10 protein-coding genes and 1 other annotated feature (1 of these 11 cut by a window edge) are annotated in these 16,762 nt (G+C 40.7%); of the genes, 2 read left to right on the top strand and 8 right to left on the bottom strand.

The window, feature by feature from the left end; translation table 11 throughout:
• Nucleotides 1–156 (bottom strand) — a binding site (T-box leader); it reaches 74 nt to the left of the window's first position.
• 161 nt (nt 157–317) lie between these two features.
• From nifJ to CS898_RS07805, 6 genes are all read right to left on the bottom strand, one after another.
• Nucleotides 318–3,863, bottom strand: coding sequence for a pyruvate:ferredoxin (flavodoxin) oxidoreductase (gene nifJ, locus CS898_RS07830; RefSeq protein WP_099208763.1), 3,546 nt, complete (start codon nt 3,861–3,863; stop codon nt 318–320).
• A gap of 214 nt (nt 3,864–4,077) precedes the next feature.
• Nucleotides 4,078–5,013, bottom strand: coding sequence for an HPr(Ser) kinase/phosphatase (hprK, locus tag CS898_RS07825; RefSeq protein WP_099208762.1), 936 nt, complete (start codon nt 5,011–5,013; stop codon nt 4,078–4,080).
• Nucleotides 5,013–6,860 carry an excinuclease ABC subunit UvrC gene (gene uvrC, locus CS898_RS07820; protein WP_099208761.1) on the bottom strand — a complete coding sequence of 616 codons (1,848 nt, stop codon included), beginning with the start codon at nt 6,858–6,860 and terminating at the stop codon, nt 5,013–5,015. The genes hprK and uvrC overlap by 1 nt, the downstream gene beginning before the upstream one ends.
• Entirely contained in the window at nt 6,857–8,623 is a 1,767-nt protein-coding gene (locus CS898_RS07815) for an aminopeptidase P family protein (RefSeq protein ID WP_159459146.1), read from the bottom strand. Before CS898_RS07815 ends, uvrC begins: the two co-directional genes overlap by 4 nt.
• A 195-nt stretch (nt 8,624–8,818) precedes the next feature.
• Nucleotides 8,819–9,460 (bottom strand): DUF3793 family protein, encoded by a 642-nt coding sequence (locus CS898_RS07810; RefSeq protein ID WP_159459145.1) that lies wholly within the window; start codon nt 9,458–9,460, stop codon nt 8,819–8,821.
• On the bottom strand, nt 9,420–9,848 hold the full coding sequence (locus tag CS898_RS07805; RefSeq protein ID WP_009431721.1) for a flavodoxin: 429 nt from the start codon (nt 9,846–9,848) through the stop codon (nt 9,420–9,422). The genes CS898_RS07810 and CS898_RS07805 overlap by 41 nt, the downstream gene beginning before the upstream one ends.
• Nucleotides 9,849–9,961: 113 nt before the next feature.
• Between CS898_RS07805 and CS898_RS07800 the strand changes: the two genes are divergently transcribed.
• Nucleotides 9,962–10,594 carry a helix-turn-helix transcriptional regulator gene (locus tag CS898_RS07800; RefSeq protein ID WP_099208758.1) on the top strand — a complete coding sequence of 211 codons (633 nt, stop codon included), beginning with the start codon at nt 9,962–9,964 and terminating at the stop codon, nt 10,592–10,594.
• A gap of 93 nt (nt 10,595–10,687) precedes the next feature.
• On the opposite strand, the gene CS898_RS07795 is transcribed toward CS898_RS07800, so the two are convergent.
• Nucleotides 10,688–14,398: an S-layer homology domain-containing protein gene (locus CS898_RS07795; protein ID WP_099208757.1), complete on the bottom strand. Its 3,711-nt coding sequence runs from the start codon at nt 14,396–14,398 to the stop codon at nt 10,688–10,690.
• Nucleotides 14,399–14,700: 302 nt separating this feature from the next.
• Nucleotides 14,701–15,021 carry a septation regulator SpoVG gene (gene spoVG, locus CS898_RS07790; RefSeq protein WP_099208756.1) on the bottom strand — a complete coding sequence of 107 codons (321 nt, stop codon included), beginning with the start codon at nt 15,019–15,021 and terminating at the stop codon, nt 14,701–14,703.
• Nucleotides 15,022–15,164: 143 nt separating this feature from the next.
• On the opposite strand from spoVG, the gene murC reads away from it, so the two are divergent.
• Complete coding sequence (murC, locus tag CS898_RS07785; protein WP_099208755.1) at nt 15,165–16,544, top strand: UDP-N-acetylmuramate--L-alanine ligase; 1,380 nt, start codon at nt 15,165–15,167, stop codon at nt 16,542–16,544.
• Nucleotides 16,545–16,762 lie beyond the last annotated feature (218 nt).

Below are 16,762 nucleotides of genomic sequence, written 5' to 3'. Positions count from 1 at the left end.
CCATAGCCTAAGATAACGGTGGCTTCCGAAATTGTCTACATTTTCAACAATTCTACTCCAGAGTGAATATTACATACCTTATTTCTTCCTGGCTTTCACCGGCCCCAGGTCTCTGTAAAGAACATCCAGTATCTTTCTCTCTATCGAAGTATTTAGCTATACGTACATATTACACTAGTTTATAAAAAAGTGCAAGAACTTTTTCTGGAAAATTTTATTCTAAAAAATAAGAGTCCTAAAAATACTTTTTTATCTTCAGGACTCTTATTGATTATAAAAGAAAAGATGCCATTCTGGCACCTTTCCTTTTTCTTTATTTATTCTTGCTCAAAACCTTCTACTTCAGACAACTTTTTGTAGTGTTCATAGCGGTCTTTGGCTTGTTCTTCTGCCAGGTCAAAGAGGTTTTCTGCTCTTTCTGGGAAGAGTTTTTTCAAGGAGGTATAGCGAACTTCTCCATCCAGGAATTCCCGATAGGGTCTGGAAGGTTCTTTAGAATCTAGGATAAATGGATTCTTGCCTTCTTTTTTCAGACTTGGGTTGTAGCGATAGAGGTTCCAATATCCTGTTTCAACTGCCTTCTTTTCTTCTTCGATAGAAGTTCCCATTCCTGTACGGATTCCATGGTTGATACAGGGGGCGTAGGCAATAATTAAGGATGGTCCTGGGTAGGCTTCTGCTTCCTTAATGGCCTTGAGAGCTTGGTTTTTATCTGCACCCATGGCAATGGAAGCTACATAGATGTATCCATAGCTGGTCATCATTAAACCTAAATCCTTTTTCTTGGTAGTCTTTCCGGCAGCTGCAAATTGAGCCACAGCTCCTGTTGGTGTTGCCTTGGAAGATTGACCTCCTGTGTTGGAATAAACTTCTGTATCTACAACAAAGATGTTGATATCTTCTCCAGAAGCTAGGACATGGTCTACCCCGCCAAAGCCAATATCATAAGCCCAGCCGTCACCACCAATAATCCATTGGCTTCTCTTGATAAAGTAGTCTTTGAGGCCCTTTAGTTCTTCTAGTTCTTTTTGACAGTGGTCCCCATAGGATTTGTCTATAAGAGGAAGAATTTTAGCTGTAGCAGCCTTGGATTCTTTGTAGTCATCCTTACCTTGGATCCATTGGCCTAGAGCATCTGAAAGTTCTTGGTCGATGTTGGCTTCAATCACTTCTTCTGCTAAAAGTTTGATCCGGTCTCTAACTTGGTTAGATCCAACCTTCATCCCATAGCCATATTCTGCATTGTCTTCAAACAAGGAGTTGGCCCAGGATGGTCCATTTCCACATGCATCTGTACAATAGGGCATACTTGGAGCAGATCCACCCCAAATAGAGGTACATCCTGTTGCATTGGCAATCATCATGTGGTCTCCAAAGAGTTGGGTAATTAGTTTAATATAGGGAGTTTCCCCACATCCAGCGCATGCTCCTGAGAATTCCAGATAGGGTGCAAAGAATTGGGAGTTTTTAACGTTATTGGCTTCAAATTGGTCTTGTTTAGAAACTACCTCATCAGCAGCATAGTCCCAGTTGACGCTTTGTTCTTCAAATTCAGATTCAAAGGGAACCATAACCAAGGCTTTTTCCTTGGCAGGACAAACTTGAGCACAGTTTCCACATCCTGTACAGTCTAGGGGTGAAATTTGAATTCTAAATTCTAGGCCTTCAGTGCCCTTACCTCTAGCTGGAATTGTTTCAAAGTTTTCTGGCGCCTTTTTGGCTTCTTCTTCATTCAACAAGAAGGGACGAATAACTGCATGAGGGCAGACATAAGAACATTGGTTACATTGGATACACTTGTCCTTTTGCCATTGGGGTACATTAACGGCAATACCACGTTTTTCAAATCGACTGGTTCCATTGGGGAAGCTTCCATCTTCACGACCTACAAAAGCAGATACAGGAAGGTCATTTCCTGCTTGCCGTGTCATTGGAATAACAATATCGTTGATAAAGTCTGGAGCTCCTGGAATTGTATAGTCTTCGGGTTCATCTGCTGTCTTCCAGCTTTCTGGTACTTGAATTTTAACGATGGCATCCATACCACGATCTACAGCCTTGTTGTTCATTGCAACAATATCATCGCCCTTGTGACCATAATCCTTAACGATGGCTTCTTTCAATTTTTCCCGAGCTTCTTCAATGGGAAGAACTTCGGAAAGTTTAAAGAAAGCTGCCTGCATAACCATATTGGTCCGACCACCTAGGCCCACTTCTGCCGCAATTTTAGTTGCATTGATCGTATAGAATTCAATTTCATTTTGAGCAATGGCTCTTTTTAGGGATGATGGCAGGTGGCTTTCTAATTCCTCTTCAGTCCAGATGGTGTTTAATAAGAACTTACCACCCTTTTTAATTCCTCTAAGAAGGTCGTATTGGTAAACATAAGATTGTTTAGAACAGGAAATGAAGTTAGCTTCAGTAATTAAATAAGTTGAAGTTATCTTCTTTTGACCAAATCTCAAGTGACTCATGGTAACGCCACCAGATTTTTTTGAATCGTAGTCAAAGTAACCTTGGGCATACATATCAGTCCCATCACCGATAATTTTAATGGCACTCTTGTTGGCACCAACGGTTCCGTCTGAACCGAAGCCCCAGAATTTACAAGCAATGGTTCCTTCAGGTTCTGTTTGGACTATTTCATCCAAGGGTAGAGACAGGTGGGTTACATCGTCTTCAATACCAATGGTAAAGTTATGGCTTGGTTGGTCTTGGTCTAGGTGCTTATAAACGGCTAGGATTTGTGATGGAGTTGTATCTTTTGATCCTAGGCCGTAGCGACCACCAATAATAAGAGGTCTATCTTCCAGGTCATAATAGATATCTCTTACATCTAAGTAAAGAGGTTCTCCAATGGCTCCCTTTTCTTTTGTCCGGTCTAAGACAGCAATCTTTTCAACTGTCTTTGGCATATTTTCTAGGAAAACTTCCTTGCTAAAGGGCCGGTAGAGATGGACTTTAAGAAGACCAACTTTTTCTCCCTTTTTATTTAAGTAATCAACAACTTCTTCAATGGTTTCAGTAACAGATCCCATGGCAACAATGACCTTTTTGGCATCTTCTGCCCCATAGTAGTTAAAGAGGTCATAATGGCGGCCTGTTAAATCACTCATCTTCTTCATGTAGTCTCTAGTAATACCTACAATATCTGTGTAGAAGTGGTTTGAGGCTTCCATGGATTGGAAGTAGATATCGGGGTTTTGTGCTGTCCCACGAATCTTGGGGTTGGAAGGACTTAGGGCTCTTTGTTTAAAGGCGAGAATCGCTTCATGGTCTACTAAGTCATCTAGGTCTTTGTAGTCTAAAACTTCAATTTTTTGAATTTCATGACTTGTACGGAAGCCATCAAAGAAGTGCAAGAAGGGAACTCTTCCCTTAATGGATGATAAATGAGCAATTCCAGCTAAATCCATAACTTCTTGTACTGATCCTGAAGCCAAAAGAGCAAAACCTGTGGCACGAGTAGCCATAACATCTTGGTGGTCTCCAAAAATACTTAAGGCTTGGGTCGCCAAGGACCGGGCAGCAACATGAAATACTCCTGGCAATAGTTCACCAGAAATTTTATACATGTTTGGAATCATTAAAAGCAAACCTTGGGAAGCTGTAAAGGTTGATGTTAGTGCCCCACCTTGTAAAGATCCATGGACCGCTCCAGATGCTCCACCTTCTGCTTGCATTTCTTTTACAAGAACTTCTTGCCCAAATATATTTTTCCGTTCCTTTGCAGCCCAGGCATCAACGTGTTCAGCCATTGGGGAGGACGGAGTAATAGGGTAGATACATGCCACATCAGAAAATGCATAGGCTACATGGGCAGCCGCTTCATTTCCATCCATGGTTTTCATGAGTTTTGCCATAAGAATACCTCCTTATTCTCTATGTCTATGATTTAACGTAGGTCTGAATACCTTTTAATTTATGATATCAAATGGATTTTTATAAAGCAATAAGTTTCCCCTAAAGATTTTAAATATCGTCCTTAATATTTTGAAAATTTTTCGCTTTTCCCAAGGGTTAAAAGCTCTCTTTCAGTCCCTTGCCAGTCCCGGCTTCCTTAGCCTGGACTAATTTTTAATGGTTCTTTTTTCTTCGATTGATTTCTTTGGTTAGCCGGTCATTTAAAGCTAGGGCTGCATTATAACCCAAGTCTTTTAATTTAAAGTTTTTAGTGGCTACTTCGATTACCATGGAGGTATTTCGACCACTTTTTACCGGAATAGTCATTAAAGGAACTTCAATGCCTAAATATTGACCATATTGGCTTTTTTCTCCCAGTCTATCGTAGGATATGTTTTCATTCCAGGGTTCCAAATGGACAATCAGGTCAATTTCTTTTTCCTCCATTACACAGCCCACACCAAAAATCCTTTGAACATCAATAATCCCCACACCTCGAATTTCCATAAAGTGCTGGGTAACCTTGGGACTTGTCCCATGTAATTGTTCATCTAAACGCCGGATGATTACAGAATCATCACTAATCAACTTGTGGCCATTGACCAATAGGTCTAGAGCTGTTTCACTCTTTCCTACCCCGGAAGGTCCTGTAAGTAAAACACCGACGCCGTAAATGTCCATCAATATCCCATGAACTCGCATACTGGGAGCCAATAAAACATCCGTATAGTTAATAAGCTGGTTAACCAGGCGGCTGGTGGTAGCCTTAGTCGTTAAAATGGTTCGATTATATTTTTTTGCAAGGTCGATTGCCTCGTCAAAGACCGTATTTCCCCTGGAAAAAATCATGACAGGAATATGGCTTGCAAAAATAGGCTCCAGAACCTGGTAGCGCTTTTCATGGGTTAAGTCATTGCAAAACTGCCATTCTGCCCCTCCAATGATTTGGATTCGCTCTGACACGTATTTTCGAAAGTAGCCAAACAATTGTAGACCTGGCCGATTTAATTCATTTGATTCAATCTCTACTTCTTCATAACCTTTTGCCAGATAAACAACTTCAAATCCCATATCATCAATCAGTTGTTTTAGAGAAAAAGATCCATTCATTACCTATTCTCCTTCCAATAATTCTTTAAACTTTCTGCCGCCCTTATATTCATTCCATCTACCTCTTTTAACTCTTCAATAGACGCTTCCTTGATCTTTTGAATACTCTTAAAGTGCTTCATCAGGGCCTGCTTTCTTTTGGGACCAATCCCAGGAATATCATCTAACTGGGACTTGAACATGGACTTTGCGTGCAAACTTTTATGGTAGTTTAAGGCAAAACGGTGAGCTTCTTCTTGGATGGAAAACAAAAGTCTATAAAGCCTTGATGAGACCTTGAGTTGGATTTCCTTTCCCTGGTAAACAAGTCCCCTTGTTTTATGGAAGTCATCTTTTACCAGACCCACAATGGGAATTTCAATGCCCAACTTATCTAAAGCCCTTGTTACTACATTGACTTGTCCCAAGCCTCCATCAATTAAAAGTACGTCCGGATAGATGTAAAAAGAGTTCATCTTGCCTTCTTTCTTGTCTGCTTGTCCCCGTAAAAAACGTCGAGTTAAAACTTCTTCCATGCTCTTATAGTCATCTGGTCCTTGAACTGTTTTAATTTTAAATTTCCGATAGTCGCTTTTTTTGGCCAGCCCATCTTCATAAACCACCATAGACCCTACTGATTCCACTCCAGAAATATTGGAAATATCATAGCATTCCAAACGATGAGGAAAGTCTTTTAAATTCAAGACATCTTGAAGGTCCTCTAAGGCCATCCTTCGTTCGTTCTTCTTTCTCTTATACTTGTCTGAGTTTTTACTCAACATATCTATGGCATTTTGCTTGGCCAGTCGGACCAGGTCTCTTTTTTCCCCTATTTTAGGAGATTGGATATGGACCCGGCTCTTTCTTTTTTGACTCAACCAATCTTCAATAGTGGAGTCACTTAAATCTTTCTCAACGAGAATTTCCTTGGGAATATGGGCTGTCCCACTATAAAATTGTTTGATAAAGGTCTCAGTAATTTCCTCTGTAGACTCTTGGTTAAAGTGGTCCAATAAAAAATGTTCCCGGCCAATAATTTTTCCATTTCGAATAAAAAATATTTGTACCAATACATCATTGACATCTCGAGCAATGGCGATAACATCCTGCTCCTTGTCTGAATTGGCATCTGTAATTTTTTGTCTTTCATTTAAAATCTCTAAAGATCTTAGGGAGTCTCGATACTTGGCAGCCTGTTCAAAGTCTAAGTTTTCAGAAGCCTTTTCCATGGCAGTTTGGATTTTTTCATAGAGGTCTGTTTTCTTTCCGTCCAAAAAATTTTGAATGGCCTCTATATGTTGATTGTAGTCTTGAGGACAAACCTCTCCGGTACAGGGGCCCATACAGCGATGAATAAAATAGTTTAAACAGGGCCTAACCTTGCCTATGGACTTCTCAATGTTTAAATGACAGTCCCTTATAGGATAAAATTCATGGAATCGATCAATGGCTTCATTGACTGCTGTAGTATTTGGAAAAGGACCATAGTATTTAGCCCCATCCTTGCCTAGCCGTCTTGTTTTTAAAACGCGAGGAAATTCTTCCCCGCGAGTTATTTTTATATATGGATATTGCTTGTCATCCCTAAGGAGGACATTATACTTGGGTCGCTTTTCCTTGATGAGGTTTTGTTCTAAAACCAAGGATTCAATTTCATTTTCAACAATGATGTATTCATAATCTTCAATGTGGGACACCATGGCCCTCACCTTTGAGGAGCTTTGACCATAGGATCCAAAGTATTGACGGACTCTCTTTCTTAAATTTTTAGCCTTGCCAACATAAATTACCGTGTCCGAAGCATCCTTCATTAAATAGACGCCAGGGTTGTTGGGAAGTAGGTCTAATTGCTCTTTTGTAACCATTATTTTTCCGAAAAAGCTTCTGTTTGAATGGAAAGATACTCTTCTTCCTCTTTGTTCAAATTAGGAGCTAAGAGGTCATAAACTTGTTCATTATAACGATTTAACCATTGTCTTTCTTCCTGGGTTAAGAGTTCTGGGTTGATGCATTTTCGATCAAAGGGAATATAGCTTAGCATGTCAAAAGAGTAGAAAGTCCCATCAGGAGCTGTTCCATCTAATTTCACAGCTACGTCATTTTCAAGGCGGATTCCGTACATGTCTTCCTTGTAGATACCAGGTTCAATGGTAACGATATAGCCTTCTTCCAAAGGACAATCCTCTGTCCAGCGACTAATCCTATGAGGTCCTTCATGGACGTTTAAAAGGTAGCCAACTCCATGACCTGTTCCACACTTATAGTCCATGTGGTATTGCCAAATAGGTCTTCTGGCAATAGCATCTAATTGACTTCCCTTGGTTCCTTCCAAGAAGATGGTGTTGGCCAGGCTGATTTGACTCTTTAAAACTAGGGTGTAATCTCTTTTTTCTTCTTCTGTTGGTTGCCCAAAGTGGAGGGTCCGAGTAATATCTGTGGTTCCCCGTAAATATTGACCACCACTATCGATTAAATAAAAAGAGTCTTTTTCAATAACTGTACTTTCCTTTTGAGCTGAATAGTGCATCATGGCCCCATTCGCTCCATAGGCAGAAATCGGTGTAAAGGAGTCTTCAATATAGTCCACAATATTTTTTCTAAAGTCAATTAACTTGTTTTGTGCCTCATATTCAGTAATGGCTTTTCCTGCCGAAATTTCTTGATTTAGCCAAGAAAAATATTTAACCAAGGCCACACCATCGTCAACATAGGCTGCTTTTAAATTATTCAACTCCACCTTATTTTTTACAGCCTTTAGCATAGTTGTAGGGTTAATGGCTTCAATTAGTTGATTTTTCTCCCTTAGATGATTATAGACCAAGGCATTTGTCTTGCTGGGGTCTAGTAAAATCTTCTTGTCCTTCAACTTCTTAATGTCTTGGTAAAAATCATTGTATTCCTTGACCACAATCTTTTGTTGTTCAAAATACTCTACAATTTCTTGGTCAATTTTCCTTAAGTCAATATATAGGACCAGGTGCTTATTATCCAGGGTTAAAAAACTCAAGAAAACAGGATTGTTCTCAATATCTCTTCCCCGAAGGTTGGTAAACCAAGCTATATCATCCAGCGATGACAAAACCAAGCTATCTGCCTTATATTTTTTTAATTCTTCCATAACCTGGTCTCTTTTTTCCAGGGTGGTGAATTTAGTGTAGGCATTTTTTAGAATAAACATTGGCTCTTGAGGTAGGCTGGGTCGTCCTTCCCACAAGTCGGTCATTAAATCCACTGCCTTAAAGCTTAAATCTGGTCTTTGACTTTCCAGTTTTTTTAAGTCCTTCATCATTAAAAGTTCCCCATGGAAGCCTACCGTATCCCCTTCTTGGGCCATTTTTATCACATAATCATAGGGAGATAGGACTCCTGGTTGGCCGTCCTTTTGTAGGCTAAAACCAGAGCCTTCTAATTGCTTTCCCGCTTGGATATAGTAGCGACCATCTGCCCAGCAGTAGGCTTTATCCTTAAAGACCACTGCCACCCCGGCAGACCCGGTAAATCCTGTTAGGAAGGTCCGGTACTTATAGGCATCTGGAGGATATTCGCTACCATGAGGGTCTCCTGTTGGAACCAGGTAGATATCTATTTTATTTTCTTGCATTTTATTTCTTAAACTTTGTAAAATTTCCATCATACACGACCTTTCTTTATATGTTTATTTTACAATAAATAGAAAAAAAAAGCATCTTCTAAGGGGACATTTTCAAGTCTTTCATTTTCTAAAGATCGAACTATCTAATTTCACTTAAATTTTCTTTTAGCCTATAAAAAACCGCCAAGATAGCTCAAGCCATCGGCGGTTTTAAAGATATACTTTTATTTTCCCTTAAACAGACTGCTTTAATTGGTATTCATCCATGACTTGGTCCATGGTTTTTAATTTAATCGCATCATATTGGGCAAAAATTTTTTTAGAAAAATCAACATTTTGATAAACACACCAATAGCCTTTGAACTTACACCTTTTCCCTCCCAGGGTGGAAAATCCTACTACATCACAAGTTGGATAGCCTAGGAAAATCCCCACTTCATGGGGACAGGAGCTTTGAAAGTGCTTTTTGAGCGTCTTTAGGGCCTCGTATAGGTTTGCGGGATCTTTATATTTGTAGCTTTTTAAAAAGAGTTGAATTTCTTCCTGCCTTAGATGGGCTTCTAATGAATCTTTTTTGAAAAAGTAAACCAAAACTCCTTGTAGGGACTCTTTTAAGATAAAAGATTGGACCCCAAGGGCCTCTTCAAAATATTTTTGCTTGTCTAAAAAAATTTTATGTAGGGGCAAATGGGTCATGGATAAGTTTAAGAGGGTCCCAACCTTGTTACAATAAAGAGTCGGGGCCAGCTGAACCCTTAAATATCCATAGAGATAGGAAAATTCATCCAGCTGACCCAGCCTTTCAAAAAAAGATAGGAGACTTTCCTTGGGCATCTTAAGACCGAGCCAAGTCTCGTCCCAATAGTTTGCAGTCATAAAGGGCATCTTCATCGGGATCATCGTAGGCAATTAAACCATCTGCAACCAGTCTTGCTCCACAATCGTCCATTTCTTCCACCCATTCCTTCATCCATTGACCGTCTGCCCACTCATAAGAGCCAAATAAGGCTGTGGCCTTGCCAGATAAAAGTGGTTTAATTTCATCAATAAAGGGCCGGAAGCAAGTTTCTTCCAATTCTTCAGCTCCCATAGCTGGACAACCGAGAGCTATGGCGTCAGCAGACTTTACATCTTCTGCTGTGGCATCCGTTACAAAAAGTAAGTCTACATTTGCCCCCTCTTCCTTGGCTCCTTCAACAATGGCATGGGCCATTTTTTCTGTATTTCCTGTTCCAGTCCAATAAATTACTTTAATATTTTTCATAATTCCTCCTAAAATTATTGATATTTGATATCATTTATACTATTATTATAGTAGCTTCTGTTGCTCTTTGCTTTTCATTTATCGCCTATTTATCATATAAAAAAGGAGTTCTTATGTACGATTACCTTAATTTAGTAAAAAAATTAAAAAATTCTACTTTAAAAAACGCAAACGATACTCTCTATCGAGAGTTAAGTCCCTATAGTGAGGACCTTCCCTCTCTTCAAAAATACCTAGACCATTTAAATGTTTATTTATGTACATATTTTTTACTCAAATATAAATTACATTTAGAAAAGATGGCAGAAAATTTTGACCAACAGATTCAAGAGATAGAAACTTTTGAACAGGCTGTTGCTCTTGGTGAGACCATCTTAAATGAATACAAAAACCGCTTTGGAACCGTCCTCATTTCTGTGGACCACCAACTGATTAAGCAAGCCCTAACCTATATCCAACAACACTTTCATGAAAAAATCACCCTGGATACTGTCGCTAAAAAACTCCACCTCTCCAAAAACTACCTCTGCCACCTCTTCCAAGAAGAAACCGGCCATAAGTTTTGCGAATATGTTTCTCTTCTTCGAGTCCAACATGCCAAAAAGCTAATCGAAGAGGGAAAGGATTCCTTTACATCTATTTCTTATACCTGTGGCTTTTCAAGTCAAAGTCACTTTTCTACAACCTTTAAAAAATATGCCGGCTGCACTCCTAAAGAATATCAGAAAATTACCCAAGCCAAGTAACCATTACAATAGTATATAAATCGCCACCTAATTTAATTAGAGGGCCTAAGTAAATAAAAAATGCCTACTTGAGTAGGCATTTTTTATTTCTTCTTACCGACGTTGATAATTATTTAATTGAATCCAATTTTCATTCTTACCATCTGATTTCCGAGTGTAGTCATGGCCATTGGTTGCCTCTACAATAGGATAATAAGCCCAATGGTCTTGTCCTATATCTATAAAATGGACAATTAAGTTTTTGTGCTCTTGAACCCAAGCCTTATCAGCATAACGGTTTAATACTTGGTTCGTCATTGTTGCAACTTCAGATCGTTTTATATTTTCCTCTGGCCGGAATGTTTTGTCTGGATAGCCTGAAATCCATCCCTTGGCATAGGCACTAGCAATCGCATCATGTGCCCAATGATTTTCTCCTACATCTGTAAAGGGCATGGTTGCTGGTTTCAATTGGTCAAATCTCATGGCAATAGCCGCAAATTCTGCCCGACTAATGGGATTGTTGGGTCGGAAGGTATGATCTTCATAGCCCTTTAAAATACCAGCCGCTTCTGCCTTAGCAACATAAGTGTAGCACCAAGTGTCCTTATTTACATCAGTAAAAGATGGATTCCCTGCCTCTGGAGCTCTTTCCATTAAGCGAACAAACATGGCTGCTACTTCTCCCCTTGTCATCAACTTATCTGGACCAAAAGTTTGATCTGGATAGCCAAAGAGATAGGCAAAGTGATCTTCTGTGTTGAGCTTACTAGGTCCTAGAGTAAAGTAAATTCCAATTGGCTTTGTTGATTTTTCTCCTGGATTTGGTTTGACTGGTTTTTCTCCTGGGTTTGGTTTAGCTGGCTTTTTAATTAAAAGATTGTCAGCTAACATGTGTTTAATGGATCTTTTACTTGGGTCTTTTTCTTCGATAAAATCATAAGCCGTTTTTTGTCCTTCCATCTTTCTTCCGTAAGAAAGGAAGGACAGCTTCATGGGACTATCTTTGGCATAGAGTTTATAGCCTGCTACTTCTATGGGCTTGGTTCCATCGATGGAAGCGTCCATATATTTATCTCCGTCTTTATAGAAAACGCGGTAGAGAGGCGTGGAGGCATCCTTGTAGCGAAGGCCTTGACTGTCGTTCGCTTCATCGACGAGTTTGACTGTATTCACTTCGTTATCCTTAAAGATGTCCACATGGTAGCGACCGCCTTCAACTAAGTTTGAAAGAGGCGTTGCCGCTTCTACCTTTCCTTTTCCTAAAATAAACGTTCCGTTGTCTCCCTCAAGCTTTACTGCTGGGGCTGATAACGCAATATAATCAGAGAAATGGGATTTCAATACCGGCTGTTTGTCCTTTCCGTCAACAAGGACCAAACCTTTGGCGTGAATGGCCACGGCGTTGGAAGAGTCGCCGGGGTAATTTTTGTCCTTAGTTCTCGGATGCATCATGTTTTTCATATAGTCGTAGTCGTTTTGGAAGGCGTGGTTCCCTGCTTCTACGGTGCCGCCGGTGACGGTAACGTCGGTAGCATTGTAAATGCCGCTTCCAGCTGGTGCACCGTCAACCAGTTCTCGGCAGGCTCCGCCAGAAATATGGGCATCGTCTGCGACTGCAATCTTTTCCGAGCCGACAATGCCGTGGCCGCCTTTCAAGCCGCTATTGCCGCCGTAAATCTTGGCGGAGCCGGAAATATTAACGACATCATTTTGAATTTCGCTGTTATCTATGCCGTGACCCGCCTCCAGCTTGCCGAAAAAGAGATAATTCCTAGTGTAATTTCCTACAGGTGAGCCACCGATGACGAGGCTGTCGCCTTTGATTTCGACCTTGGGCACGTTTTTAATTCCGCTGCCCGCCGTGCCGTGTCCCGAGCAAACATTTTTCGGGTTACATTGACCACTTGTATAATTGAGATCGCCGCCATGAACAAAGCCGTCATCGATGACCAGTTCCTTGACATCTTCCACGCCGTAGCCGGAAGACAGATTCAACGCTCGATATTTATAGTCTTCTTCTAATGCGCCCTTCTTATAATTAAAGAGACCGTCTCCTTGAACGATGGCACCATTACTAACGGTGACCTTGTTGGCACCGACGATGCCTGAGCCCGTGCGGTACTGGTTTTTAAGCGCGTCGTCTTCAATCAAAAGATTATTAATGGTACCGCCCTTGACGTTGGCACCTTTAGTGATGGTTACATCGCCTGTGGTCTTTACACCAGCAGCACCACGCTTGGACCCATTGGCCGTGGCGTAGCCAGCCGATTTGGGTATGCTAGGAAAGCCCGGCCCTCTCACGGAGACCTTGTCGCCAGAAAGAAGAACATCGCCTTGAGAAAGAATCATAGCCTCTAAGTTTCCGTGCGTCGCATATCCGCCTTCGACGACAGCTTCAACATTTGTCGATGTCACATTTAATTTCCCCGTACCCATTTCTATGACGGCACGAGGGGCGAGGTGATATTGGTCTTGCTTTGGATTCACCAAGGCTCCTGTCACGGTACCTCCGTGGATATTTACCTGGGCATCTCCCTTGGCGAGAATAGTGGGACCGTAAAAATAGCTTTGATCGAAGCCTGCCAGATGGCTTTGCTTGCTCTCTTCGATTCCCTTGCCGAAGTCCAACTTGCCGCCGTCCTTCACTTCAACGACGCCGACGTAATGGTCACTTCCCGGTTCAATGCCGGGATTTGGCCTAGTGCCTGCACCGGGACGAATGCCGTTCATGGAATTTGGGCTTCCTCCGGCGACGATGTCCAAATTCATCCCTCGAATAGCTCCTCCTGGATAGCGACCGTCGCCCCCCTTGATAAGAAGATTCGGAAGGGTCGATTGTGCTTGGCGTATGTCTATTTTGACATTATCGGCGAGGATGGCGAAGGCTCCTTGGCCCTCCTTACTATTTCCGCCTATGATCTGAAAGCCTTGGTTGTTCGTGTCGGTCATCACAAAATTCTTGGCGATAATGGCCTCGCCGGCTTTGGTGTCGCCTTCGCCGCCGACGATTCTATTGACATCCTCTATATTTTTTCTGTTGACATAAAGACGGCCAAAGTCCGTCACGCCGCTTGCTTTTACCTTTTCTATGATATCATTGTAATCTGTACGTTCGTTCTTTATGCTTTCAATTCCCTTCACCTCTACGATGCCAGCGGGAAGGTTGACGGCAGCCATACCCTTTGCGGCAAAGATTCCGGATAGATTGCTAACGATCAGATTCCCATCTCCATGAATGGGCACCATCCCTTCATTTCCGTATATCTTTACGGTAGACAGAGTTAATGTTTTGCCCTTGGCAATATCAAAGCTAAGGTTTTTTAATATCGCTATCTCCCGCACCTGGATGTTTGTTTTGATAGGTTTATACATAGTCTGTTCGGTCTCGTATTCCAATTCTGCCTTAATGGTCAGATTCTTATCAATAACAATTTCCTCACCTTGAAAATCTTTTGGATTTTTTAAATCCTTTATAAGGATTACATCCCCATCTTTAGCATTTTTAACTGCTTGTTTAAAAACCTCTACCGTGTCTACTTCATTGATATTAGAAGCAGGCTCTTTAAGAGCTGGAGGAATTACAGCCTGGCCTATGTCTAGGCCCGATGAATCTTCCTGATCAAGGGGTTGATTTTCTAAAACTGTGAGGTCCTTCTCTTCATCCTCCAATATTGGATGGGCTTCTTCTTTCTTTTCTGGATCCAATGCTTCCGTTATAAAGCCGTCTTCTGTCATTGCGCTTTCATCCTCTGCCAAGACTTGCCAGGGCAGGAAGGTGAATAACATAACAAAAGTTAAGGCAAGAGCCACAAACTTTTTCATTTTTCCTCCTTTTATAAAACCTTTTCCTCATCTCTTTACTTTTTTTGTCACCCTTGCTGCCTCAATAAAGAAATTTCTTCTATAAACTATAGTATAGTCCTTACTAAGTACTTTTACAACTTTTGTTAAACTTTTCCATTTGATAGATTACTCTTCCTAGCCTCTTCTTTTTTAAATTCGAATTTTAAAATAAAAGCCGTACTTTATAATTAAATAACTTTAAGTTGATATCAAAAGAGGACAGGTTAACCTGTCCTCTTTTTGTCTTCTTATTAATTTTTTGAATGGTTCCTCTTAAAAGCTCAATCCATTTCTTGAGTATCTGTCCCGTCTTCTGCCGAGCTAACTTCTTCCACGGCATCTTCTTCTGCCACTACCTTATGAAATTCATTGATAACGGCTTCCTCAAGTTCATTTCTTGTTTTTGAATTAATTGGGTGTGCGATGTCTCTAAAGGATCCTGATGGAATGCGACGACTTGGCATTGCTAGAAAAAGTCCATCTGTTCCTTCGATTACTTTCATATCATGAACGACAAAATCTCCGTCAAATGTTACAGAAGCAATTGCCTTCATCCTGCCCCCATCTTTAATTTGCCGAATACGAATATCCGTAATGTTCATGGTGTCACCATCCTTTCCTTTTTATCATTATACTATATTACATGAGTAAAAGTAAATACTTATAAACTTTCCTACTTATAAATAGGAATTTCTTTTCCCTGAAAATTTGTGCTATAATTATCCTATATGAGGAGGACCGTCTATTGATTGCATTTGATTTTAAAAATAATAAACGCCATGTCCATTTTATTGGTATTGGAGGTATTTCTATGAGTGGCCTAGCAGAAATACTCCACCACAACCACTTCACCGTCTCAGGTTCCGATATGAAAGAATCTAAAATTACCCAACATTTAAGAGAAATCGGAATCCCAGTAAAAATTGGCCATAGCAAGGAAAATATTCAAGGGGCTGATGTAGTTATCTTTACTGATGCCATTAACCTGGACAATGAAGAACTTCGAGGGGCCATTGAAGCCAAGGTCGACCTAATTGATCGCGCCAGCTTTTTAGGTATGCTCATGAAAAACTACAAGAAGTCCATTGCCGTTTCTGGTACCCATGGAAAAACGACCACTACCTCCATGATTTCTTGTATGATTTGTAATTTAAAAGAAGACCCCACCATTTTACTTGGTGGAGAATTGGATGAAATTAAAGGAAATGTCCGTTTCGGTGAAAGAGACCTCTTCCTTACTGAAGCTTGTGAATACAAGGCAAATATTGTCAAATACTTCCCTACTACAGCTATTATCTTAAATATGGATGAGGACCATCTAGACTATTTTGACAATATGGACCACATTTACCGTACCTTTCTTGAGTATGCTCAAAATATTCCTCCAGAAGGTCATCTTATTTTAAACATTGATAATGACTATGTTAAAAAATTGATTCCGGAAGTAAAGGCCCATGTCGTGACCTTTTCCGTCCAACAAGAAGCAGACTACCAGGCAAAAAATATCCGTTTTTCCGAGTCTGGCCTAGCAAGTTTTGACCTCTACTACCATGGGGACTTTATTCGCCCCATCCATTTAAAGGTCATGGGTCTACACAATATTTATAATGCTCTAGCCTCTATTGCCAGTGTCCATGAAAATGGTTTAGACTTTGATCTTGCCATCCAAGGCCTGGAATCCTATGGAGGGGTCCACCGTCGTTTGGAATACAAGGGAAGTAAAGACCGCATTAGCGTTATTGACGACTATGCCCACCACCCTACAGAAATCCAGTCCACCCTCCATGCCTTGAGACAGGCAGCCCAGGGCAAGATTTATTGTGTCTTCCAACCCCACACCTTTACTCGGACCAAATTACTTTTAGATGGCTTTGCCCATAGCTTTCATGAGGCTGATTCGGTTATTATTACAGATATCTATGCTGCCCGAGAAAAAGACTATGGAGACATCCACTCCAAGACCCTGGTAGATGCCATTAATAAGATTGGAGACCACGCCCAATACATTGCCGACTTTGATGAAATTGTCGATTTTTGTAAAAAGAACCTCCAACCCGGAGACACCCTTCTAACCATGGGAGCTGGAGATGTCTATCTTATTGGTGAAAAGTTTTTAGAAAATTAAAAAAAATCCTAGAAGACGAAAATTCTTGATATGTACCCTCTTTACTGGACAAACCAGTAAGGAGGGTATTTTTGTGAAATATAGCTATGAATTCAAAAAAGAGTGCATACAGTTGTATAGGCAAGGGAAATGGCCTGATACACCTGATGGGACCAAAGAAGAAAACCTTCATGCTTCCATTAGAAAATGGTTTAGATTAGAAGAACTTCATGGCCCAG

Origin of the sequence: Urinicoccus timonensis (assembly GCF_900232945.1) — a bacterium.
In the GTDB taxonomy this organism is placed as follows: Bacteria; Bacillota; Clostridia; order Tissierellales; family Peptoniphilaceae; genus Urinicoccus; species Urinicoccus timonensis.
Note: the sequence above shows the minus strand (reverse complement) of the source record. Positions and strands in the feature narration are given on the sequence as shown.

What these genes read in the sequence shown, in the direction of transcription:
- nifJ (WP_099208763.1), bottom strand. Translation starts at nt 3,863, where the DNA reads ATGGCAAAACTCATGAAAACCATGGATGGAAATGAAGCGGCTGCCCAT.
- hprK (WP_099208762.1), bottom strand. Translation starts at nt 5,013, where the DNA reads ATGAATGGATCTTTTTCTCTAAAACAACTGATTGATGATATGGGATTT.
- CS898_RS07815 (WP_159459146.1), bottom strand. Translation starts at nt 8,623, where the DNA reads ATGGAAATTTTACAAAGTTTAAGAAATAAAATGCAAGAAAATAAAATA.
- CS898_RS07810 (WP_159459145.1), bottom strand. Translation starts at nt 9,460, where the DNA reads ATGACTGCAAACTATTGGGACGAGACTTGGCTCGGTCTTAAGATGCCC.
- CS898_RS07805 (WP_009431721.1), bottom strand. Translation starts at nt 9,848, where the DNA reads ATGAAAAATATTAAAGTAATTTATTGGACTGGAACAGGAAATACAGAA.
- CS898_RS07800 (WP_099208758.1), top strand. Translation starts at nt 9,962, where the DNA reads ATGTACGATTACCTTAATTTAGTAAAAAAATTAAAAAATTCTACTTTA.
- CS898_RS07795 (WP_099208757.1), bottom strand. Translation starts at nt 14,398, where the DNA reads ATGAAAAAGTTTGTGGCTCTTGCCTTAACTTTTGTTATGTTATTCACC.
- spoVG (WP_099208756.1), bottom strand. Translation starts at nt 15,021, where the DNA reads ATGAACATTACGGATATTCGTATTCGGCAAATTAAAGATGGGGGCAGG.